Annotated in this window: 23 protein-coding genes and 1 tRNA gene; 8 read left to right on the top strand and 16 right to left on the bottom strand. The window is 37.7% G+C overall.

Annotation, left to right across the window (positions count from 1 at the left end; genetic code table 11):
* The first annotated feature begins 134 nt into the window (after window positions 1-134).
* On the top strand, window positions 135-848 hold the full coding sequence (locus tag IAG46_RS10105) for a hypothetical protein (protein ID WP_190810233.1): 714 nt from the start codon (window positions 135-137) through the stop codon (window positions 846-848).
* A 2-nt stretch (window positions 849-850) separates the two neighbouring features.
* A complete protein-coding gene (locus IAG46_RS10100; RefSeq protein ID WP_190810232.1) occupies window positions 851-1,573 on the top strand; it encodes a M23 family metallopeptidase in 723 nt (240 codons plus the stop codon).
* Window positions 1,574-1,580: 7 nt separating this feature from the next.
* Here IAG46_RS10100 and IAG46_RS10095 read toward each other — a convergent pair whose 3' ends face one another.
* From IAG46_RS10095 to IAG46_RS10085, 3 genes are all read right to left on the bottom strand, one after another.
* Complete coding sequence (locus tag IAG46_RS10095) at window positions 1,581-2,168, bottom strand: DinB family protein (protein WP_190810231.1); 588 nt, start codon at window positions 2,166-2,168, stop codon at window positions 1,581-1,583.
* A 105-nt stretch (window positions 2,169-2,273) separates the two neighbouring features.
* A complete protein-coding gene (locus IAG46_RS10090; protein WP_190810230.1) occupies window positions 2,274-3,806 on the bottom strand; it encodes an alpha/beta hydrolase in 1,533 nt (510 codons plus the stop codon).
* Window positions 3,807-3,927: 121 nt separating this feature from the next.
* A complete protein-coding gene (locus IAG46_RS10085) occupies window positions 3,928-4,530 on the bottom strand; it encodes a carboxymuconolactone decarboxylase family protein (RefSeq protein ID WP_190810229.1) in 603 nt (200 codons plus the stop codon).
* Window positions 4,531-4,585: 55 nt separating this feature from the next.
* On the opposite strand from IAG46_RS10085, the gene IAG46_RS10080 reads away from it, so the two are divergent.
* From IAG46_RS10080 to IAG46_RS10065, 4 genes are all read left to right on the top strand, one after another.
* A complete protein-coding gene (locus IAG46_RS10080) occupies window positions 4,586-5,008 on the top strand; it encodes an OsmC family protein (protein ID WP_190810228.1) in 423 nt (140 codons plus the stop codon).
* A gap of 99 nt (window positions 5,009-5,107) precedes the next feature.
* The gene (locus IAG46_RS10075; RefSeq protein WP_190810227.1) at window positions 5,108-5,461 is read left to right on the top strand and encodes a four helix bundle protein; all 354 of its coding nucleotides are present in this window, start codon (window positions 5,108-5,110) and stop codon (window positions 5,459-5,461) included.
* Window positions 5,462-5,501: 40 nt separating this feature from the next.
* Window positions 5,502-7,190 (top strand): single-stranded-DNA-specific exonuclease RecJ, encoded by a 1,689-nt coding sequence (gene recJ, locus IAG46_RS10070; RefSeq protein WP_190810226.1) that lies wholly within the window; start codon window positions 5,502-5,504, stop codon window positions 7,188-7,190.
* Between the two features lie 6 nt (window positions 7,191-7,196).
* Window positions 7,197-8,453, top strand: coding sequence for an MFS transporter (locus IAG46_RS10065; RefSeq protein ID WP_190810225.1), 1,257 nt, complete (start codon window positions 7,197-7,199; stop codon window positions 8,451-8,453).
* On the opposite strand, the gene IAG46_RS10060 is transcribed toward IAG46_RS10065, so the two are convergent.
* From IAG46_RS10060 to IAG46_RS10040, 5 genes are all read right to left on the bottom strand, one after another.
* Window positions 8,450-9,217 carry a UDP-2,3-diacylglucosamine diphosphatase gene (locus IAG46_RS10060; RefSeq protein ID WP_190810224.1) on the bottom strand — a complete coding sequence of 256 codons (768 nt, stop codon included), beginning with the start codon at window positions 9,215-9,217 and terminating at the stop codon, window positions 8,450-8,452. The two genes, IAG46_RS10065 and IAG46_RS10060, sit on opposite strands and share 4 nt — an antisense overlap.
* Window positions 9,218-9,262: 45 nt before the next feature.
* Window positions 9,263-9,712, bottom strand: a complete 450-nt coding sequence (locus IAG46_RS10055; protein WP_190810223.1) for a 6-carboxytetrahydropterin synthase — start codon at window positions 9,710-9,712, stop codon at window positions 9,263-9,265.
* 170 nt (window positions 9,713-9,882) lie between these two features.
* Window positions 9,883-10,650: an enoyl-CoA hydratase/isomerase family protein gene (locus IAG46_RS10050; protein WP_190810222.1), complete on the bottom strand. Its 768-nt coding sequence runs from the start codon at window positions 10,648-10,650 to the stop codon at window positions 9,883-9,885.
* Between the two features lie 75 nt (window positions 10,651-10,725).
* Entirely contained in the window at window positions 10,726-12,060 is a 1,335-nt protein-coding gene (locus IAG46_RS10045; protein ID WP_190810221.1) for an MATE family efflux transporter, read from the bottom strand.
* A gap of 12 nt (window positions 12,061-12,072) precedes the next feature.
* Complete coding sequence (locus IAG46_RS10040) at window positions 12,073-12,573, bottom strand: GNAT family N-acetyltransferase (protein WP_190810220.1); 501 nt, start codon at window positions 12,571-12,573, stop codon at window positions 12,073-12,075.
* A 53-nt stretch (window positions 12,574-12,626) separates the two neighbouring features.
* Here IAG46_RS10040 and IAG46_RS10035 point away from each other — a divergent pair, with 53 nt between their 5' ends.
* Window positions 12,627-13,421 carry a universal stress protein gene (locus IAG46_RS10035; protein ID WP_190810219.1) on the top strand — a complete coding sequence of 265 codons (795 nt, stop codon included), beginning with the start codon at window positions 12,627-12,629 and terminating at the stop codon, window positions 13,419-13,421.
* Between the two features lie 65 nt (window positions 13,422-13,486).
* Window positions 13,487-13,560, top strand: a tRNA-Ala gene (locus IAG46_RS10030).
* 679 nt (window positions 13,561-14,239) lie between these two features.
* On the opposite strand, the gene IAG46_RS10025 is transcribed toward IAG46_RS10030, so the two are convergent.
* From IAG46_RS10025 to IAG46_RS09990, 8 genes are all read right to left on the bottom strand, one after another.
* On the bottom strand, window positions 14,240-17,236 hold the full coding sequence (locus IAG46_RS10025; RefSeq protein ID WP_190810218.1) for a TonB-dependent receptor: 2,997 nt from the start codon (window positions 17,234-17,236) through the stop codon (window positions 14,240-14,242).
* A gap of 20 nt (window positions 17,237-17,256) precedes the next feature.
* The gene (locus tag IAG46_RS10020) at window positions 17,257-18,237 is read right to left on the bottom strand and encodes a FecR family protein (protein ID WP_190810217.1); all 981 of its coding nucleotides are present in this window, start codon (window positions 18,235-18,237) and stop codon (window positions 17,257-17,259) included.
* 60 nt (window positions 18,238-18,297) lie between these two features.
* Window positions 18,298-18,873 carry an RNA polymerase sigma factor gene (locus IAG46_RS10015; protein WP_190810216.1) on the bottom strand — a complete coding sequence of 192 codons (576 nt, stop codon included), beginning with the start codon at window positions 18,871-18,873 and terminating at the stop codon, window positions 18,298-18,300.
* Window positions 18,874-19,679: 806 nt separating this feature from the next.
* Window positions 19,680-20,897: a site-specific integrase gene (locus IAG46_RS10010; protein WP_190810215.1), complete on the bottom strand. Its 1,218-nt coding sequence runs from the start codon at window positions 20,895-20,897 to the stop codon at window positions 19,680-19,682.
* Between the two features lie 502 nt (window positions 20,898-21,399).
* On the bottom strand, window positions 21,400-21,597 hold the full coding sequence (locus IAG46_RS10005; protein ID WP_190810214.1) for a hypothetical protein: 198 nt from the start codon (window positions 21,595-21,597) through the stop codon (window positions 21,400-21,402).
* A 99-nt stretch (window positions 21,598-21,696) separates the two neighbouring features.
* Window positions 21,697-22,578, bottom strand: a complete 882-nt coding sequence (locus IAG46_RS10000; RefSeq protein WP_190810213.1) for a helix-turn-helix domain-containing protein — start codon at window positions 22,576-22,578, stop codon at window positions 21,697-21,699.
* Window positions 22,579-22,593: 15 nt separating this feature from the next.
* On the bottom strand, window positions 22,594-23,010 hold the full coding sequence (locus IAG46_RS09995) for a nuclear transport factor 2 family protein (RefSeq protein WP_223826647.1): 417 nt from the start codon (window positions 23,008-23,010) through the stop codon (window positions 22,594-22,596).
* Window positions 23,011-23,070: 60 nt separating this feature from the next.
* On the bottom strand, window positions 23,071-23,538 hold the full coding sequence (locus IAG46_RS09990) for a YHS domain-containing (seleno)protein (RefSeq protein ID WP_190810212.1): 468 nt from the start codon (window positions 23,536-23,538) through the stop codon (window positions 23,071-23,073).
* Window positions 23,539-23,540 lie beyond the last annotated feature (2 nt).

The raw sequence follows: 23,540 nt of genomic DNA, 5'->3' as shown, positions 1-23,540 counted from the left end.
CCGCGGGGTTCGTTATTGAGTATTAAAAATCTTCCCTTACGCAGTTTGATAGGTTAATAAAAACCTAATTATATATAATTTAAGAATGATTGCAATGGAATGCGCATAGTTTGGGGGGCTATAAACCACCATTTATGAAAATAAAACTACTACATCTAATTCCAATTTTCATTCTTTTTTACACCAAGGGATTTTCTCAAAAGGATGCAAATCCTAAAAACAATAATGTAGAATTCTCAACGGGCTTCAATTCGGGCTCATTAAAGAATTTAGAGTTTGCGCCGGTATCTCGTTATGATTATAATGGCCTGTTTTATAGGTTAAACTATGAGCGTAAAAGTAGAAATGAAAATTTATTTGAAATACAGGTCGACTATTTAACCACAGAATTAAAATCAGCCGCAATTCCACAACTAAATACTGACTATTCTAAAATTGGGTTGGGGCTTTCGTATTTAAAACAAATTTTTAATAAAGGCTTTTTTTCTACACACATAGGATTACAATCTCAAACTACTGCCTCTTTATACAGAGATAATTATTATTTAGTAGATCAAGAATTGGGCATAGCAACCCGATTTACATATCAGTTGAGCAAAAAACAATATTTAACTTCTAAACTAACCATTCCTTTAGTCATATTAAGACTTAGGGGAGATTTTGGCTTAGATGCGTATTTATTAAATCGCTATCAGAGCGCACTGTGGAATTTGGAATATGGGTATTCAATCTCAAACAATTTTGGCTTACGTCTAAGCTATGATTTTAAATACAATAGACTTCAAATACCAAATGCATTCAGAGAATTGCAACATCAGGTCAACGTGGGCATTAATTTTAAATTTTAATCATGAAATGTAACTTACCTATAATTTATGTTTTTTACTTTCTATTAATTTCAATACCAACATCTTGCTCGGATACTTTAATTGGTGATGAAGGAAAATTGGATGAAGACACTTATTTAAATTACCAAACAAAAACAGATTTAGAACTACCTTTTGAGGAAGAATGGTATGTGTTTGTTGGCGGCAGAACACACTCAAACGGAGGACATCATTTTATTACTCGGGGTACAGGTCAAAGGTATGCTTATGATATTGCTGTAGTGATTGATGGAAGTAGTTTTTCAGGGGATAGTAGTAAAAATGAAAGTCACCATTGTTTTGGAAAGCGCTTATATGCTCCTGCCGATGGGAAAATAATAGCCCTGGAAAATAACATTGATGATAATTATGTTTCAGGTACTGTAAATAATGATATTAATGATAGTAATCTTGCGGGCAATTATATTATAATAGACCATTTAAATGGCGAATACTCTATGTTGGCACATTTTAAAAAAAGCACTATAACAGTTGCTATTGGGGATACAGTTGTTAAAGGACAGGAAGTGGGGAAAGCAGGAAATAGTGGAAACTCTACTGGCCCACATTTGCATTATCATTTACAAAATACACCCAGCTATCTTAATGGAATTGGGCTGCCTGCCCAATTTACCAATTACTATGAAGACGATGTATTAACAGAGAGAGGTGAACCAGAGAGAGGTCAAACTGTGGCAAAAAATTAAACAATTTCTAAAAACTTAAGTCCGTTTCCCCTAAAATCTCATCAATCTGCAGCATATGCCGTTCCATATGGCAGAGCAAAAACTCAAAACACTCCGGTAAATAAAAATTGACAATGGGCCCAATGGCCGAAATAATCTTCACCTGGGTCACATCCTTATTTCTACTTTTAAGAATGGCTTCTTTTAAATGGGCATGACAGGTAAAAAAGGTCTCAAAAACGGTGTCTATTTTTTCTGGGGTCAGCGTTTGCTTGTCCAACAAAGGCTCAAAACGTTTTAGGGTTTTCATTTTCCATTTGCGAACACCATTTTTGGGTCGCTGACCGGCAATCACAATTTTTTGCCACCATCTGGCCTTAAATTCCGAAGGGCCAGAATCAATAGCTGGTAATTTGGTATAGGCTTCATCCAGTCTGGGCATGTAGATACCGTAAGCAATGTTCAAATGTTCTAGGACCTCTACAATATTCCATGACTTTAGGTTTGGAGCAGTGGTCAATTGCGAAAGCTCCAGTTCTTGTAGCGTTTTTACCTTATTTATAATGTAGTTCAGGCGCTGAATTTGATTTTCTGGGCTAAGAAGTAAACTTGCCATAACTGCTCGTTTTTTGATTGGGTCAAAGTTCAGCTATAAACAATCAACAAATATTGATGTAAATCAAGAAATAGGACTCTTGGCAAAGTTAGCCTGATCACAACACTATTTTTCAAGTTGTTTTAATCGCTTGATCGCGTTTTGATTTTGAGCATTCAACTCCAAGGATTTTTTAAAGCTTTCAATGGCTTTTCCTTTGTTTCCCATAAACAGGTAGCCTTCGGCCAAACTATCAAATAGATTGGCGGAATCAGGATAAAGCTTCGCTGCCAACAAGAAAACATTTATGCCTTGTTCTGAAGTCTCAGGATTAAAAACGAGTTGCAATCCAAGAGTGTTTAAATTGCCTTCTGGAAGCTGAAAAGAAGGGTTTTTTTCCTTGACCGAAAGATATAGTTCCATAAGGTTTTTGTAGTCCTGCTTTGCTGCCAGATCATTAAAATCCTGAAAGGAAAATGTATCTCCTTTTGGTTGCTTGGAAGTATAGGAAATTAAACCCTCTTTAATTCCGTTGTCTGAAGGTTGGTTTTCAATGAACGTTAAAGTGGTATCATCATCTTTTAAAAAGGCGTTTAAAAAGTTTAAGGCATAAACGGAAACCCATTTATACGATTCCATGATTTCTGCATCGCTTTTGTCCTGCCTTTTATCCCTATTCTGGAAAAGAACCCCCAGTGTGCTAAAATAGGAATGGGTCAGGTCATGAAATCTTAATCGGAACGCCCTGCTTTTGGAGATACTGTCATACAGTTCAAATTTAGTATTGAGCTCAGCATCAATGTTATCTTCTTTCAGTACTTTTTCTGGAATGCTCTTTTGGGCCATGTGTATGTATGGAACATCTACTCCGCTCGCATCAAAGAATGGCGATTTTTTTAGCAGTGCATACCTATACCTTTCCGAACCGTCTATACTTACAACCGCTTTAATGTTCTTGTTTCTGGTTTGGGCAATGATGTTTGCAGGGCCGCCAAGGCTAAATGCCATTACTGCAATTTTATTGCTATTGGCATTGGGAAGTTTGGCAACCTCCTTTATCAAAAACTCCACATCCCTTGCCTGAGTTTCCATTTCTTTAGCACCGTTATTACTAAACCGTCTATTTTCAGTTCCTCGGCTTGGGCTTGCCATCACAATGTAACCGTGACTGGCCAAATATTCGCACAGGGCAAAATTTTCAATGGAAGAGGCCATGAGACTTGGGGCATAGACCACCACTGGGAATTTACCGTGGGCAAATTCCAGTTTTGGATAAGCTGTTGCTTTTTCTTTTAGGTGATTTTGGTTTGCAGGGGTATTGGCATAACTAAACCAATTTAATATATGCTCATCAGGGAGGTGTTCCCATTCCTCTTCTTCCTTTAAAATTTTTAAGTAATCTAAAACCTTTAGCTGTTTGATGTCATCAGTATTTTGATTGGCGGGATACCATATACTTACTGGAATAGGTCTTGCTATTTTAGTGTTGCTATAATCATAGATTCTACTGTAGGTCCTGGTACTATCCGAAGTGGTATAATGGAGAAACCCTACTTTGTGTTTTCCATTGCTAAGATTTATTTGCTGTAAAGAGGTCTGACTAAATACCTGATTGGTTTGAAACAGTATTAGAATAATAAGAACAAAACGTGATATCATAGTGTATGACCTAGTTTTAAAAAAGATACTGATTTTTATTAATTGTTACAGTTTCTTTTTCAAGTTCAGCCATAAGTCTGTGTCAAGAAATCTAAAAGCAAAGCATTCTAATATCTCAAATCTAATATCTAGATCCGTCATGCTTCCCTTTTTCCCAACCCGTTTTTTCCAGATATTGTTCAGCGCTCTCTACAGCACCATCCTCAATTGAAGTGCCCATGGAATCGTTCCAACGGTTCAGGTATCCAAACAATGAAATCACCCCAAGCATTTCTACAATTTCACCCTCATTCCAATGTTCGTACAAACGTGTTTTTATATCTGCATCAACAGCATTTGGAACCTGCGAGGCCGCTAATGAAAAATCCAAAGCAGCGCGTTCGGCGTCAGAAAAAGCAGCATGGGTTCTGTATTCCCAAATATTGTCCAACTGCTCTTGCTCTGCTCCATATCGTTCTGCCGCTCTAATGGCGTGTGCTTGGCAATAACGGCATCCGGTGGCATTGCTGCTCACCCACGCAATCATACGTTTTAGAGCCGAAGTCACTCGTCCTTCATTTGCCATAACAGCCTTGTTCATATTGATAAATGCCTTGGAAATTACAGGTCTATGCTGCATGGTCAATACAGAATTTGGGCAAAATCCAAGCGTCTCATTAAAGAATTCAGCTAGTTGTTTGGTTTCTGGGTCGTGGTTGGGGTCAAGTGGTTTTACTAATGCCATATGTGCGTTTTTAAATCGTATTTTTGAAGGCTACAAGAAACAAAAATTTAATAGCATGACAAATCATATCACGACCAAATGGTTGGGCGAAATGGCCTTTGAGAGCAACAATCCATCAGGACTTAATTTAAAGATAGATGCAGGCCCTGAAAGTGGGGGAGATGGCGCTGGTTTTAGACCTAAAGCCCTAATGCTTTCATCTCTCGCTGGGTGTTCCGGATTGGATGTGGCCTCGCTTATCAAAAAAATGAAATTGGAAGTGGATGATTTTTCGATTGAGACCATTGCTAATTTAACAGACGAACACCCAAAATACTACGATGCCGTAACTATCGAATATCATTTTTATGGCGCAAATTTGAATGAGGCCAAACTCAAAAAAGCAGTCGATTTATCTATTGAAAAATATTGCGGTGTTATGGAGATGTTCAGAAGGTTTGCCAAATTGGATGTTCAGCTGATTTATCATCATAAGTAAGCACAAGTTCAAGCTCAATTTTTGAAGTTCAAGTACAAATACTGGAATTTCCTTACATTTAAATACATTTTCAGCCTCGATAATCAAATCATAGCAATTATGGATAACAAAAAGTTTGATTTAGAGGATAGGTTTGTTCAATTGGCGGCGGAAATCACTTTGTTTTGTAAAGGGCTGCCTTCAGATTTTACAGGACAATATTATGGAAATCAGCTGCTCAGGTCTGGAGGCAGCGCAGCATTGAATTTTGGAGAAGGTCAAGGAACCAACACAAATAGAGACTACCGTTTCAAAGCATCATTGGTTTTAAAGGAATTGAAGGAATCAAGAGTGAACCTTAGAATTTTGAATAAGATCAACTATGGTTCAGAACAAATTCAGAACAAACTTTTAGATGAAACTGAGCAATTAGTTAAAATCATCTCATCAATTATCAAAAACAAAACCCCCTGAATTTAAACTTGAACTTTTTCTCTGAACTTGAACTTCGCCTATGAGATGGACCATAAAACCCAAATCTGACCCCAATGAAATTGACCGCCTTTCCAAAGAGTTAAATGTTGATGCATTGATAACCCATCTGTTATTGCAGCGTGGCATTTCAACATATGAAGAGGCAAAAAGATTCTTTCGTCCCGAACTATCACATTTGCACGACCCATTTCTGATGAAGGATATGGATAAGGCAGTGGCACGGATTGAATCAGCTATAGCTAAAAACGAAAACATTTTGGTATATGGCGACTATGATGTGGACGGCACCACTGCAGTGGCGCTTTTATCCTCATTTCTACAAGAAAATTATCCCAATGTGGCCACCTATATTCCGGACCGTTATTCCGAAGGATATGGAGTGTCGTTGCAGGGCATTGATTTTGCTTCGGACAATGATTTTACGTTGATTGTTGCTTTGGATTGTGGGGTAAAGGCCATTAATCAGGTAGGATATGCCAAGGCAAAAGGGGTTGATTTTATAATTTGCGATCACCATAGACCAGGAGATACATTGCCGGATGCCATAGCAATTTTGGACCCAAAACGTGTCGATTGCTCATATCCCTATAAAGAACTTTGTGGTTGCGGAGTGGGGTTTAAATTGATTCAGGCATTGGCCTCAAGAAATGAAAAAACCATAGAAGACCTTATTCCTTATCTGGATTTGGTGGCTACAGCTATAGGCGCGGATATTGTTCCGATAACCGGTGAAAATAGGGTATTGGCATACCACGGACTCAAAGTGATTAATGCCAATCCAAGAATTGGGTTTAAGGCTATCATAAATCAACTCAAAAAGAGCGAGCTTACCATAACCGATGTTGTTTTTATCATTGCTCCAAGAATCAATGCCGCAGGCAGAATGAAGCATGGACAACATGCAGTGAATCTTTTAAAAGAAAAGGATTTGAGTACGGCCCAAATGTTTGCTGCTGAAATTGAAGAGTTTAATACAGATAGGAAAAACCTTGACAAAGAAATAACTGAAGAAGCGTTACAACAAATTCAAGATAATGATGAGGAAGAGCGATTCACCTCTGTAGTTTATAACAAAGATTGGCATAAAGGAGTTATTGGCATTGTGGCATCCCGGCTTACCGAAACCTATTACCGACCTACACTGGTATTTACCAAGAGTGGGAAAAAGTTGGCCGCCTCAGCCCGATCTGTTAAAGGTTTTGATGTATATAATGCGCTGGAAAAATGTTCTGAATGCATAGAGCAATTTGGCGGGCATAAATATGCCGCAGGATTGACCCTTTTGGAGGAGCAATATGAAAACTTCAAAAAACAATTTGAACAGGTGGTGGCAGAATCCATAGACCCTAAGCTGTTGGAACCCGAATTGTCTATCGACGCGAAAATGGATTTAAACCAGATCAATCCAAAATTGATGCGAATCTTAAAACAGTTTGCTCCTTTCGGACCTGGAAATATGACCCCGGTTTTTATGGCTGAAAAATTGAGTGACACTGGATACGGACGGGGTGTTGGTGAAGATGAAAAACATTTAAAACTTATAGTTGTTCAAAATGGTTCATCCCCAAAATCGGCAATTGGTTTTAATTTGGGACAAAAATTGGAGAAGGTAAAAGCGCAAAATTCTTTTGATGCCGTTTTTTCTTTAGATGAAAATAAATGGAACGGTAATATTACCCTTCAACTAAAACTACGAGATATTCGATAACCAAAAATGGATCCATACGCAGCACTTCGATATAAGGAGTTCAATATTTTTTTGGTTGTTCGTTTTGCCATGGTATTTGCATGGTCCATGCAGTTTATTGTAATAGAATGGCAGGTATACTCCATGACCAAAGACCCTTTGTCATTGGGAATAATTGGGTTGATGGAGATAATCCCGGCTGTTGGAATGGCCCTATTCGCTGGTCATGTTGTAGACCAAAAGGAAAAACGCAATTTATTGATCAAGTGTATTTTGGGGTTTTCAGTAATAAGCCTGGGACTGTTTTTGATCAGTGACCCAGATTTGGAAGCTTCAGTAAGCCAAAAAACAATTTTATATGCCATCTATCTTTTGGTTTTTTTTGGTGGATTGGTAAGGGCATTTATCGGACCAACAGTATTTTCATTGATTGCATTGATCGTACCCAAGAAGATTTATCCAAATGCTGCAACTTGGAGTAGTTCCACATGGCAGTTATCATCAGTAGCGGGTCCTGCAATAGCTGGTTTTTTAATTGGATGGATCGGAGTTCATTGGTCCATGTGTGTTATTTTGGTTTTCTCATTGATAGCCTTGCTCTTTCTTCTAAAAATTTCAAGAAAGCCGATCCTGAATCCAAACATAGGCGAACCTGTTCTAAAAAGTTTAAAAGATGGATTGAAATTTGTGTTTAGCAGCAATGCCATTCTTGGAGCTTTGACCTTGGATATGATAGCAGTATTATTTGGAGGAGCTGTAGCCCTATTACCTATTTACGCCCAAGATATTTTGCATGTAGGCTCCGAAGGGTTTGGAATTTTGCGGGCGGCACCGGCGGTTGGGGCATCCATTACAATGTTGGGGTCTACTAGGTTCCCATTACATAAAAAGGCAGGCAAGAAGTTACTTTTAGCGGTATTTGCCTTTGGCATTAGCATCATTGTTTTTGGAGTTTCCACCTTATTTTGGGTTTCTGTGGCAGCATTATTTTTAAGTGGGGCAGTGGACGGCGTTTCTATGATCATACGCCAAACCATCTTACAATTAAAAACTCCAGATAATATGAGAGGACGAGTGGCCTCGGTAAATTCCATTTTTGTAGGATCATCCAATGAACTTGGCGCTTTTGAAAGTGGGGTGGCCGCCAAACTTTTGGGTACCGTTCCTGCAGTAGTATTTGGTGGATGTATGACCTTGCTTACGGTCGGAACAACCGCTATAGTTTCACCAAAGTTTAGAAAACTGGACCTTCAGAGTGATATTGAGGAGCATGAAAAGGATTAATCTTCCAATTTTTTGAGTGACAACTTCTCACCATCAAAAACAGCGTAAGTAAAATAGGAAATCCAATCGCCTAAATTGGTATAGGTTGATTTTTCGTTCAATTTAATTTCCATGGGAAGATGGCGATGTCCGAAAATAAAATGATCGTAATGTTGGGTTTCTAATTTTCGTTTGGCATAGAGAATCAACCATTCTTTGTCCTCTCCCAAAAAAGAAGCATCTGCATCCCCCGATATAATTTTGTTGTTCACGGAGAGATGTTGCCCCAATCGCATCCCTAAATCAGGATGCAACCATTTAAACAACCACTTGGCAAATGGATTTGTAAAGACCTTTTTCATTCGTTTGAAGCCCTTGTCACCAGGCCCCAAGCCATCACCATGTCCAATGAAAAAAGAGGTATTGTTGATACGATATTGTTGCGGCTTATGGTAAACGGGAATGTTGAGTTCTTCTTCAAAATAGCCGTTCATCCATAGATCATGGTTTCCCACGAAATAAGAGATTTGGATGCCCATGTCGGAAAGCTCTGCAAGTTTGCCAAGGGTCCTTGTGAAACCTTTGGGGACCACGGTCGTGTATTCAAACCAAAAATCAAAAAGATCACCCATTAAAAAAATGGCAGCAGCATCGTCTTTTATGGAATCCAACCAGGCTACAAACTTTTTCTCCCGCGGTAAACTTTCTTTCAGCGTAGGTGCACCCAAATGATTGTCACTGGCAAAATAGACTTTTTTACCTGATGGAATGGTCATGTTTTTCATTGGTCTGTAAATATAAGAATTACCTCTTGGGAATATGGTAATGGTTTAGTTATCCGTTGCATACCATTCTGCGAAAGAGGTTTCGGTTTCTTGAAGTTTAATGGAATGTAACTGAATGTTCTCAGGAAGCCCTGCCTTTATTTTTGACGCAAAATCAAGCACCATATTTTCACTTGTAGGTTGGTAATCGGCCAAAATGATGTTGTGCCCTCTTTCTGTCAATTCATTGGCAAGTTCTATATGCGGGGAATTTTTATTAAAAATAGTGGCGTGGTCAAATTTGTCCACTATTTCTTCACTTACAAGTTTTTTAAGGTCACCAAAGTCGATAACCATCCCATTTTTCACATGATTCGCATCTGAAATGGGAGTGCCAATAACGGTTACAGAGAGTTTGTAGCTATGTCCGTGAACATTTCTGCATTTACCATCGTATCCGTAGAGAGCGTGACCAGCTTCAAAGTTGAACTGTTTGGTAATTCTGATTTTCCCCATAAGAACACCTTATTATACAAAGGTAATAATCATTCAGAGGGAATCTTTTGGCTATCGCTTAAATTTTCTACGGTTACGAATTCTGGTAACGATATAAACAATAATGACCAATAGAGCCACTAAAGGAAAAACGATATCACTGTTTAACAAAGAAAGAATATCCATCATAATTACTTCTTAAACTTCTCCAATGCGTTTTTAGTATTTGGAGATAAAGAAAGTCTTCCTGATTCTTCTGCACGTTCTATCAATAATTTATCCCAATGTGCTGTGCCTTCCCATAGTATCTGCTTCATTATGGTAAGAGCTTCAGGGTTATAAGACGCTAATTTTTGGGTGTGGAAATCCAGTTCTTTGTCCATTTCGGAAATAGAATTGAAAACTTTGGAAAATAAACCTTTCTCTTTGGCCCAATAGGCATTTTTCCATTCGGTTGGGGATAAAGAAAGTTCAGCTAAACCTGCTTTTCCAATTTTTCGTTCCACTGCTGGTGCGATGACCAAAGGTGCAATACCAATAGAAATTTCTGATAATTTTACAGATGCTGCTTCGGTCGCATAAACAAAGTCGCAAGCCGATGCCAAACCCACGCCTCCGCCAACAGCCTTTCCTTGAACTCGTCCAATAATGGGCTTAGAGCATTTTCGCATGGCGTTGATTACGTTGGCGAAGCCACTAAAAAAGGCTTTTCCCTCGTCAAGATTTGAGATGGCGACCAGCTCATCAAAAGAAGCTCCAGCGCAAAAGGCACGGTCTCCTTCGGATTTTAAAACGATTAAAGAAGTGTCAGGATTTGTTGAGAGCTTGTCAAATTCCTTGGCCAAACGCGCCAATAGTTCTGAAACAAACGAATTGCTGGCCGGATGACCAAATTCAATTGTGGCGATTCGATTTTCAATCTTGGTATAGAGACTTCCGCTGATCCTGTCTGTGGGCATTATTATCAATTATCAATTATCAATTATCAATTGTCGGTTGTCAGAACTCTGAACTCTGCATTATGGAACACTAAATTAACTGTTTTGCACCAAGGGTTTGAATTTTCTTCTAAATTTCCATACCAAAGCCAAGCCCCGAATCATCATCCATACAACAAAAGCAATCCAAATGGCATCAAATCCCCAACCGAGATATTTCCCAAGATATAAAGTGGGAATAAAGCCTAAAAAGGTGGCCGTGAGAAGTACATTTCTTAAATATTTCATTTCGCCCAATCCTTTAAAAAGACCATCAAAGACAAAAGCCAAAGTGTTCATTGGCAACCCTAGAATAACAATAAAAAAGATTCCATAAAACGTGTTTAAGACGACGGTTTCATTTGAAAAAATATGTCCAATTGGTCTGTAAAATATGAATCCAAAAGCCATCAATACAATACTGATCACCATTCCGTAGGTAATTATTTTCTTGGCCAATTTCCATAGTCCTTTGTAATCGTGAGCACCCAGTAATTTACCGCCAATACTATTGCCTGCAGCTCCGTATCCATCAATAAAAAAAGCCGCAAACAACCAAAGGTTAATGGCAATGGTATGGGCGCCAATAAATCTATCGCCCAATGCGGTGGCCTCACGAACCGCGATGATCAATGCGGCATTCAGGGCCAAAGCTCGTACAAATAGGTTAAGGCTCATAAAAACCAATCGTTTGAGCTCTTTGTTCAGTGGAAAAACAAGTTTTAGGCTTATATCGGTTTTCTTTAGTAACAGGATAAAAACCAAAACGGCCATCACGGCTTGAGAGATAAGACTTGCCCAGGCGGCCCCTTCCAAATACATGGCAGGAATGAATCCGTCAATACCATAAACGAAGATAAAGTCCAGAACAATGTTAAGGACCGCTCCAATTATGGCAATTATCATGGGATAAAAGGTGTTTTGAAGCCCCCTGAAAATACCAAAAATGGCAAAGGTGAATAGGGTAAGCGGAAAGCCCCATACACGAATGGAGTAATACGAAATACAGTATTCCAATATTTTTCCACTTGCTTCGAACAAACTGAAAATCTCTTCGACAATGAAAATGGTAGATAACAACAGCACAATGCTTAAAAGGATATTGAAAAAAATAGCCTGGGCCGGGAGATTTTTTACTTCTTCCAATTTTCCCGCTCCAAGATATTGTGAAATTATTGCTGAAATAGAACTTCGGGTTTGCCCCAAAACCCAGATGAGCATCGACAAAAAAGAACCCACAATTCCTGCTGCGGCCAATGATTCAAGTCCATCTACAGGAATGTTGCCCACAATTGCCGTATCGGTAATGGAAAGAATAGGCTCTGCAATACCAGAAATGGTTGCAGGAACCGCGAGTTGGTTTATGGTCTTAAAATTGACTACTGTTTTCAAAGTCAGCGCAAGTTACAGCACTAATTCATAACAATGAAAAGGATGTTCGCTTTGTTTTGGAAAGAAAATATCTCCTAATCTTTTATAACCCCGTTGTTCATAAAATCTTTGATTTCGTTTGTTTTGGGAAAAGGTGTCCAACCGAACGGATGCGAAGTCATTTTTACGGGAATATGCTTCGGCATAATCCATAAATTCTTGTGCAAATCCCATTCCTTGGTAGTTTGGATGGATACAAACACGATGTATATAGGTGCTGTTTCCGTTTGGGGTAAGCCATTGGATAGGTACATATTCATCATCCATATGTGTGGAGATTACTATTGCCCCGATAACTTTTCCTTTATGCTCTTTTACATAAAGTTCTTCTCTTTTCAAGTCGTTTAAAAAGGCGTTCTTGGTAGGGTAATGTTCATTCCATTGATGAATTCCTATTTGTATCATTTTGTCCGCACAGGCGCGGGTTATGGTCAGGATATCATCTATTTCAGATATCTTTGCACGTCTAATCATGAATTGGTTTCAATTAAATTGTAAATTTAAGCTATAATCATAACCACCAAACAATGAATAATATACTGGTACCTATAGGCACATCTCCAAATTCAAAGGAGACACTACAATATGCAACTGACTTTGCCTCCAACTTTGGAGCAAAGGTTTTTGTTATGGATGTGTTTTCTGTTTCTTCAGCTGCTGGTAGTTTGGCCAATGTGAAGGAAAAAGTTGCTAAAAGCAGCAAAGAACAGATCAAGGAAGTTATTGATGAGGTAAATACCAAAAATGTAGAACTGAAGATAGCCACATATAATGGTGATATTGTTGATGGTTTAAATGACATAAACAATGAGTTGGGAATTGACCTAATAATTATTGCTCCTCGAAGCAATGACATTAAGGAGGAGCTTTATTTAGGACATACGACCGGGAGGATTGTAAAGCAAACCAATATACCAACATTAATTGTCCCAAAAGGAACTGCATTTAAACCGGTCAAAAGTATATTGACTGCATTTGGGTCAGGCATTCTAAAAAGGAACAGGGTGCTTAACCCTTTGGTTGCCATTAAAGATAAATTTAGGGCAAAAATAAACTTGCTATTGGTTAAAAGGCCAGGATATTCTGAAGAGGATTTGCAAGTTAACACAGCACTTTTGGATATAAGCGAACAGCTAATCATAACGGAACAGGGCACCACGTATTTGGGAGTTTTGGAACATTTTCAAAAACAACAGCCCAATTTGCTTTGTGTTTTTCGAAGAAAACGAGGTTTTTTCAAGAAGCTTTGGGAGAAAAATACAGTCCCAAAATCGGAATTTTTTGTTCCTATTCCGGTGTTGGTGCTAAGCGTTAAAAAATAGCATAAAGGCAAAAAGTTCTATTTTGAAACCTTGTAAAAATGTCTTTCCTTTGCGTCGCTTTAAACGGGGGATTAGCTCAGCTGGCTAGAGCGCTTGCCTGGCAGGCAAGAGGTCACCGGTTCGACTCCGGTATTCTCCACTAGTAAATAAAAGGCTTCAAGAGTTTTAGACTTTTGGAGCTTTTTTCATTTGCACGCAATTTGCACGCAAATAAGAGGTATAATGAATTTGATATTTGTTACCAGCCCCCTGTTGAAAATTTAGCCAATTTCATATCACAAAATCTCTTAGATTCCATATAAAAATCATAATGATTATATTGAAAAGAGAGGATTCGGGGGGCTCATAACTTCCTCTTATGTGGATAACTTTGATTTTTTTAAAAGGGAGCGAGTGAACTTGTCCCCACCTGGAATCGAACAATTGCTATATATCTTTGATTCTCAATAAATTAATTGAGAATTCATTGGACAAGTTACGTATCCTAAAGCGTGTCAAAACATACTAGAGCGTATTTTAAATCAAATATCTCAAAATTTGATTATAAATCACATCTCCATTCAAGTTCTGCCGAACTTCCTTACCCCTATGCTCCCGCTGCAAAAGAAACAAGCACAGAACCATCACTGAACTCAAAAGATTAGCTTCGAACATTTCAATATCTCTTGAAGATATTTCTGGTATAAACAAGCTTTACTTTATTGGCTTTAAAAGAAATAAAACACAGTTCTAAAACAAATTGTCAAAATATTAAGAAGGGGCCTAAACTCAATTCCCTAATAGATTTAGATTCAATTCCTTTGAACGAGCTAAACAGGTTAAAATTTAAAAGAAAGGCCTCCATTAATAACAGTTCCATTGAATCCAAATTGATTGACTTCCCAAGGATACCTAAACCTTCCGCCTAAATCTGTTACAAAATCTCCTTTTGTATCAATTTCATCAGGAAATACATTTAAAAGGTTGTTTACAGAAAGGCTGGCTGAAATCTTATCACTGAAGTCGTGATTTATAATCAAATCGGTAAGGATTTTACCGGCAAAAGTTTGATCAAAGGCTGCATCATCAGTTGGAAGATTTGAGCCTCCTGGGCCCAGTGGTGCGCCATTAAGACCATTGTTTGCATGTTTCCAACTTACTTCTCCAAAGTAGGTGTTGTTTACAATGAAATTCCATTTGTCAATTTCATAATCCAGCCCTAAGAGAATCTTCGATTTAGGTCTGGCGGAAGTAATCCTTGACTGTTCCTTGCGATTGAAAATATCATATCCATTTTGGGCCAATAAGGTTGGTGTGTTGATTTCATCAACTATTTTGGTCTCATTAAAGTTTGCTGATATATTAAGTTCTAAAGTACCATTGCCAAAAGGAATATTTCTGTAATTGGCAACAACATCCAAACCGGAAGTTTCGGTGTTAACAGCATTTACAAAGAACTTAAGGCTGGTTATATCATTATCTAACAAAATTTGTTCAACAGGATTAGTATTGACGTCATCCCCATCAAAACCAATCTCTCCTGTAAACAATACACGATCATCCACCTTCACATTATAATAGTCAACCGAAACAGAAAGATTTTGTATAGGTCTAAATGTGATTCCGGCGGAAATGTTTTTTGATGTTTCGGCGGTCAACTGAGGTACACCAAGACCATCTCTAATGACTGGGTCAACATTGTTAAAGGTGCCCTGATTGGAAACCGTTCCACCGGAAACCAGTGTCTGTACATTGCTTAAATAAATTTGATGTAAGGATGGTGCCCTGAAACCTGTACTGTATGATGCGCGAATGGCGCCTTTTTCTTCGCCAAAAAGATACCTTCCACTAATTTTCCAGGAAGTATTATCCCCAAAATCACTAAAATCTTCATACCTGATGGCGCCTCCGATAAGGAATTCCTCTGTGACATCTACTTCTAGGTCTCCGTATAAACCATAGTTATTTCGGCTTTCATTAACCACATTGCTTGGCTGAAGACCAGGAAAAGACTGAACGCCTCCGCCTACATAGGATGCTGATTGGCCAGCTTTGGATGTAAAACGTTCTTCTTTTATCTCGGCTCCGAAACTCAAACTTAAGTCTCCAAAACTTCGCGAAAAATCCAAGTTGCCCAATAGGTTTCCGAATGTGTAGGCCCCCACGTCAAATGAGGTTGGGCTACTTGCTCCCAAAGCAGGATTTAAACTATTGTTGACTTCATAATCAACCGCATTTCTTCCGTGTGTACCACTGATATCAGTATTAAACCCAAGTACTTTTGTTTTCACCCCGACCGTAAAGTTATTGTCTCTGATATCGGTTTCAAAAGTTGGTTGAAAACCGTTGTATTCCTCATTGGGGCTGTGTAAAAGATTAAAAGGGTCAGGAACCCAGTAAGGAGCTCTGAACAAGGCAAAACTCTTTCCTTTTCTATAAGTAAAACCTCCAAAGGAGTAAAACTCACCTTTTCCATTTTTGAACGGAATACCGGCGTTGTAACTTAAATTGATGCTTTTCGACTCAGGTTGTCCGACCGTCATTCCCAAATCTGGATTATCCTTTAACCACCCTGACCACATGGGGTCATCGGCAGCAACACCAAAAAGTACATCTTCTCCAGGTTCACCAGCTCTATTGGTTAAATCTTGTTGGTAATAGGCAAATGTTAAGTTGGCATATCCGATATCATCAATGTTCAATGTGGTGTTCAAATCGGCTCCGAAATTAAAACCATCTCCTTCGGTAGTAACTCCGGAGTTTACATTGACAGAGGTGTACTCCACATCTTTTTTAAGTACCATATTGATTACACCGGCGATTGCATCGGATCCATATTGTGCGGATGCTCCATCTCTCAAGACTTCTATTCTTTCAATAGCGGCGGCGGGTACACTTTTTAGATCTACCCCGACCTCACCTTTACCGGGTGTGTCGTTAATATAGACCAAGGCGCTTTGGTTTTTTCTTTTTCCATTTATCAGTACCAAGGTTCTACTTGGTCCCAAACCTCTTAGATCTGCTGGATCAAAATGTGCCGTAGCATCTGAAATAGTCTGGTTTGTTGAGTTGAATGAAGGGACTTTGAATGTAAGCATTTTATCCACGGTAGGTTGTCCCGTGTTTATCAGTTCCGCCACTCCTATATTATCTACCGGAACTGCAGAGTTCAATACCGTTCTTGGTTTGGACCTGTTACCGATCATGACAACTTCATCCAATAAAATCCCTTCCTCCATCAATACATTTATGGTACTCTGTCCTGAAGCATTGATTTCTTGGCTATTGTAACCGATGGAACTGAATACAATAACCGCATTTTCATCCAATACATTTATGGTATAGTTGCCGTCAAAATCCGTGGTGGTTCCGTTTGTGGTGCCTTTTTCTATAACATTTACACCTATTAGGGGATTCCCATTGTTATCGGTGATTTTTCCCGAGATTGTGTGTTGAATATCGACTGTATTCTTTGCCGTCATCAAATCCACCTTGATTTTTTTAAGGTATTCTCTGTTTTTTTTCGATGCTGTATAAACAACATAGTAGCTATTGCCTAAATGGTCGATGTTTACTTCAACCTTCTTTTCTAGCTTACCTAGAGTTTTCTTTAGTTTGGCAATGTCAAATTCGTTGGGATTCAATTTTTTGTCTGAAATCTCATTGGGATTGTACGTGAAAAAGATTTGGTGTTCTTCACTAATGAGAACCAAAAAATTGGTAAGGGAGATCATTTGGTCATCCACTTCATTTATGTTCTTTGCCCACAATGTATTGTTGGCAATAAAACAGAAGCAAATAATCAGTAAAATTCTAATGTTAAAACGCTTACCCATGACTTAAATTTTTAGTTGAGTTATTTTTTCATTTTTATAGTTAATTCTTCATTATCAATTGTAATGATTGTGTTCGAAGCTTTTTCAATAGCTTGTATGCAGATTATTAAGTTTTTAGTGGGAATACCTCCGGTTATAATTTGGTTGGGGCTTTCCCCATCAAGAAATTTTGCCTTCAATCCATAGGTGTCCTCTATCCTTTTTACTACTTCATAAAGAAGTGCGTTTTCAAAAACAAGGGTTCCATCTTTCCATGATGAAACCTGTCGGTGTTTTTCTATGGATTTATGTTTAAGTACTTGATCAGTGTCCTGCGAATAGGATATTTGATCACCAGGAACCATTGCTTTGATAAGACCATTTTTCAATTTTATTTGAATGTTGCCCTCATCCAAGGTGACATCGGTCTTATTATGTTTTGCATTTACATTGAATTCGGTGCCATATACCTCTACGCTAAGGTCATTGGTGTGGACATAGAATTTGGCGTTTGATGCTTTTTTCTTTTCTACCTTAAAATAGGCTTCTCCCTCCAACATGATATTTCTAGAGCTGGTCTCATCAAATGTTATACTTGAATTTGCATTTAACATTACTTCAGTGCCATCGGGAAGATTTACTGCCATCAATTGTCCATATCCCGTTTTATAATTGATGGTGTTGTTTTGAGATAGGAAAAAATAAGAAGCAATAAGCAAACAGACAGAGGCTGCCACGGCTACATATTTTGCCCAGTTGAATTTATTTAGGGGCCTGTCTATTTGGTTTATCGGAAGTTTGTTCCAAGCCTTATCGATCTCATATTGTGGCAGACTTTCTTTTTTAAAGGCAATGCCCAGGATTATATTTTTTGCATCAATGACCAATTCTGTTTTTCCCGGATTGTTTTTAATCCAGTCTTCCCAGAAGACCACATCATTTTGGTTTTGCTTTTTGGCCCAGTTTACGAAAGACGAATCTGAAACAAAGTCATCGATCGTGTTAAACTCTTTTGAAAGCATATAAAGGTCTTTTATATACTTAGAGGCGCATGGATTTAAAATATACCCTCTAAAAAAGAATTATTTTAAAATGTGAAGAAGTTTTTGGTGGTCAACTTTTTTCCTCAACCATGAAAATGCCTTTTGAAGGGTGTTTGAGACACTTTGGTAGCTAATATCCATTATAGACGCTATTTCTTTGACCGTTAATCCATTGTAATACTTTAAGAAAATAGCTTCTTTCTGTCTTTCAGGTAATTGATTGAGTAAAATGACTAACTGGGAGTTCTTTGTGCCAAAAGTATATTGATCGGTCTGTAATTCTTGCTCGTAAAACAGAATTTGGTTTTGTTTTTTTACTTTTTCCATCTTCTTTATATCCTTGTTCCTCTTGTTTAATGCCTTAAAAAGCCTTCTTCGGTAAGAAACAATTAAATAGGAATGAATGTTGACCACTTGGTCAAGGCTTTCCCTCTTTTCATATAAATAGGTAAAAAAGTCTTGAAGGGTATCCTCAGTCAGTGTTTTTGAGTTCGATATTTTGTATCCGTAAAAAAACAAAGAAGTATAGTGGATTTTAAAAATAGTTTCAAATGCATTTTTGTCCCCATTTTTAAACCTTGTCCATAAAATGATATCTATAGCATCTTTTGACAATTTGTAATAATTAAAGAATTTAACATATTTATTATTGCTTTGACAAAATTAATCCCAAATATATAATTTTTTTATTGCAGGTGTCCTGAATAAAAAGCAACTTGGCCTTGCTCTTGATGTAATAGGATTTTTTACAGTTAATTCAGTGATATTTTTGATTTGAGTACACCATGCTTTTGGGCTATAACTTGTAAAGAAAACTATGAATAAGTAAATGGCTTAATAGCGCAAAATGAAAAGCGAGTGAAACAAAGTTTCACGCTGCAAGCCCCAGGTCTTACCAGGGACTAATACTCCTGAGCGAGGAAAAAGTCCAATTTCAAAACAAAAATGGGTCATTTTTTTTCTTTGTTTATGCGGCTTTAGAGAGGATTTGAACCAATTTTCAAAAAATGCAGATTAGAAAACAGTGGTCAGTCTATCAATGGGGGTTAGCTTAAAAATACCTTTGCTTTGCGCACAATTTTTAGATTATTACTGTAAATTTTTTCAATGTTTTAAGGGGTTGCCAGGCTTTTTATAGTAAAAAAATAAAAATTATTTCATGAGAACAAACTGGCAAAATCCCTAATTTCATTGGCCTTTTGGCCGGAAATTGGACAACGTAGCACCGGCTTGCCGTGCTACCCTCTCGCTATACCCCCAACTCCCTTTTCGGTCGTTGTTCGGTATACCTTCGGCCTGGCAAAAAGCAGGCTGCACCCTATCGTGTTTTTGTTTTACGCTTATCTATCTGAACGCTACAAAAACCCGACAGGAACTATGCGCAAAGTTTAGAGGTAAGAAATGGGACAAGTAAAAACAATCTATAATTCAACAAGCTTTTTATTGTAATCATCCAAAATTTCGCTGGGCAAGGATTTCAGGTAGACTTGAGTGGTGGATAGTCGATTGTGGCCAAGCATTGCGGAAATTGCCTGTAGTGGTACATCTTGCAACATGGCTTGGGTGGCAAAACTGTGACGGGACACATAAGATGTCAACCGTTGCTCGATATTACATTTAACCGCAATCTCTTTAAGTCCCTTATTATATCTTTTTCTGGCCCATAAAACATCTTTGTACTGAAGTTCAAAAATTCCTCTCTTGACTATGGGAAAGATAAAGTCAGATCTGTCCTTGTTGCCAAGATAAAATGAAAGTATTTCCTTTAGCTGGGGAGTAATACCTATATCATAAGGTTTGGAAGTTTTTCTTCTCTGGAATTTAAGACGGTTATCAACAATATTTTGAACTTTCAGAAATGCCAAATCCATAAATGAGATTCCATATAACATATAAGAAGCCAGGAAATAGTTTCTATAGTGAAACAAGCTATCCGATTCTTTCAGCTTTAAAAGCATTATGGATTTAATACTATCAGCATCAAGAGCTCTTTTTTCTGTTGGAGTGGTTTTAATTCTGTAATGGGTAAAAGGATAAGCATCTCTAGTAACGACATCTGATTTGATGGCCTTATTGAAAATTGCCTTAATCGTCCTCATATAAGTGGAAAGAGCATTTATGGAGTTTCCCCTCGAATAGTGCCAATTCTCAAATCTTTTAAGAAAGTCATAATTGACTTCGTTGAACTTGATATCATTTCCAGCGGTAAATTTTTCTAACACCTTGATTACTGCATAATAAGTATTTGCATTTCCAAAACGTTCCGCCTTTTTTAAATCATCTATAATGTATTTACCATATTCAATAAACGATTTAAAAGAGGAGGTTTTTACAATTTTATTTTTGAGTTGTAGAATTGATAAAAAGTTGAGTTCGTCCTTTTCATGTAGGTCATTTATTATATCTACAGCCCTGGTTTTTTCTTTCAAAAGCAGATTATTCAATTTGCTAACTGACGAAGTGCCTTTGAAAGCTCTTTTTATTTTTTCGTTTTTAACATCCCAATATTCTTTGCTAACAGATTGCCCTAAACTTATCGAGGTGGTTTTACGAAAATGTGTCAATCGTAAAATGATCGGATAGGAGGCATCTTTTTTCTTCCTGCGAGTGTCTAAAGAAAGTTTTATATTGGTGTTCATCTCAGTCAAAGGTAGAAAAAAATTTGCACGCAATTTGCACGCAAATAGATGATTTTATTTAATATCATAAATATATATTTTTAATTAATGTGCTGATAAATAGTCAGTTATATGTTATCTTGATTCGGTTTGGTGTGCAAATCCTCTTGCTGGCAGGCAAGAGGTCACCGGTTCGACTCCGGTATTCTCCACTTAATAAATATAAGCCTTCACAAATGTGAGGGCTTTTTTTATCCATGTTAATGCACAGCTTGTGCACACTTTTGAAAATTTCTTCAATTCACGTTAAACTTTTACATAAATCGACCACATTGACCAAACAGCTGAAAACTGACAATCTGATGGACCCGTTTCAATAGTTCATTTATCATCTCCTCCTCCAAATCATAGTCACTTAAGTTTTTTGTGGGATTTTGGAAGCTAATGCTTGTTCTTTTGTGACCTATATCTTGTAAAACTAGTTTCATAAGAATATCGTTGATCGCCAAATAATCATCCGTCATTATTTGAGCAATGTATCTGGGTTCAAAAAAAAGAATTGCCGTAAGGGGTGAATGGTAATCCCATGTCTGGATACAATTTGTTGCGTATTAATTTCATGTAACAACAAAAATCCATTTTGTAAGATCCTTTCTTTTAGCGTTTCATAGACTTCAACAAAAAGCACACCTAACCCCTTGTGCTCAACTGTTGATTTCATAATACTATTATTTATAATTGAGTGCAGATGCTTTCTGTCCTAAATTATACAATTGGACGGTTGCAAAAAGTGATGAAAACGTTTTGTCAGAAAAGTACTTTAGGCATTGGCCCGGGCAAAACCTACAGTATCTCTGTAGATTTTGGGAGAAATATCTGCATTGTTCTTGAAGAAACGACTAAAATAATATTCGTCCTCATACCCTAAGTTATAAGCAATTTCTTTAACGGATTTATCGGTAAGGTACAATTCTCGCTTAGCCTCAATGATGATTCTTTCCGAAATTAAATTGGTCATCGTCTTGTTGAAATGGCTTTTAGTAATCTTTGCCAATGCTTTTGGGCTAATATTCAATAATTCTGCATATTCTCCCGCGGAATGTTTTGACTTATAGTGCGTTTCAATAAGGTTTTTCAATTTTTGGAGAATAAAAGGCTCCTGATTATCTGGAAGTGCCTCCAGTTCTTCTGGCTGTTGACTTGCTTTGGACCTAGAAGCAGTAATCAAAAAGATTTTTAAGTAAGAAACCAACAACTCATATTGTGCCAAATCCGCTTTATGTACTTCTGTTGTCATTTGAGCGATCAACATTTCAAATTGGTCTCTGGTTTCATCGGTAACACAAAGCACGGGGGGATTATAAATGTTGTTGAAAAGAATTCCATTACAAGCCACTTGTTCATTATGCTTATGAATACAAAAAAAATCTGGATGAAAATTCAATACTACACCTTCCAGCTTTTCCTTTTCTTGAAACATAAACGGTTGATAGGGAGTTATGGCAAACAGGGTATCCGCGGTAAAGTCGTATTCTGCAAGATCTATTTTAGCGGTCCCGCTTCCCTTTTTGATCCAAATTAGAGAATAGTAATTTAATCTTCTAACATGATCAAACTGCCCATTATCTTCAAAATTTGCAAGCTTAAAGGCCAAATTGCCAGTCTGTTCGTTTATGAGGGTGTTCGTGTTAAAAATATTCATAAACCAAAATTACAATTATAATTTCCTATCTACTTCGTCTATTTTTAAATCATTGATGCTGGCATAACGTTTCTGCATTAGTCCATTTTCATCAAACTCCCAATTCTCATTTCCATATGCCCGAAACCATTGATTTTCTTCTGTTTGATACTCATACTCAAAACGAACGGCAATTTTATTTTCGGTATATGCCCAAAGTTCTTTCTTAAGTTTATAGTTACGCTCTTTCTTCCATTTTTCATCTAAAAAAGAAACAACTTCTTCCCGCCCATTAATGAATTCTGATCTATTTCTCCATTCGGTATCCACGGTATAGGCTTTTGATACTTTTACCGGATTTTGACTGTTCCATGCAATTTCTGCCAGTTGTACTTTTTCTTTTGCGGTAGCTTTGGTAAATGGTGGTAACGGAAACTTTTTCTCTATTGCCATTTCGTTCGTTTTTTTGTTGAAAGGGAAGCAAGCAATAACCGTGCTTCCCTAAGTAATGATTTATTTGCCCATACTAACCTTTGGCCAGTTTTTGTGTGCAGCCTTTTTAAGTTCAGTTGTACGCGAATTCCAATCCAGCACCGTATTGAATTGCTCTCCATTAAATGGAGCATTGAAAAACAGGTACAGTTTTCCATCTACAATGTCATAAGTTTCTGGATCTGTTGGAAATTTCGCGGTTTTGGCCCCAACACCCCAGGCACAATACCCTCCAAATTGCGGTAAATACTTCTCTGGTGATTTTTGAAAGGTTGCTCTATTGTCCTTCGTGTAAAAGTAATAGGTCACTCCATCGTGTTTTGCCGAGAAGTTCTCGAATCCACGTTTTGCCTCTCCTGAAAAATAGGATACCACATCGTATCCTCCAACTGCAACTCCATTAGCATCCACAGGTGCTATTTGTGCCTGTGCGGTGTGACCAACTATTGTGGTCACTGCCAGAATAAATAATAATTTTACTTTTTTCATTG

The sequence above is a fragment of the Flagellimonas sp. S3867 genome (assembly GCF_014698935.1).
Taxonomy (GTDB): Bacteria; Bacteroidota; Bacteroidia; order Flavobacteriales; family Flavobacteriaceae; genus Flagellimonas.
This window is presented reverse-complemented; position numbering and strand designations above follow the sequence as displayed.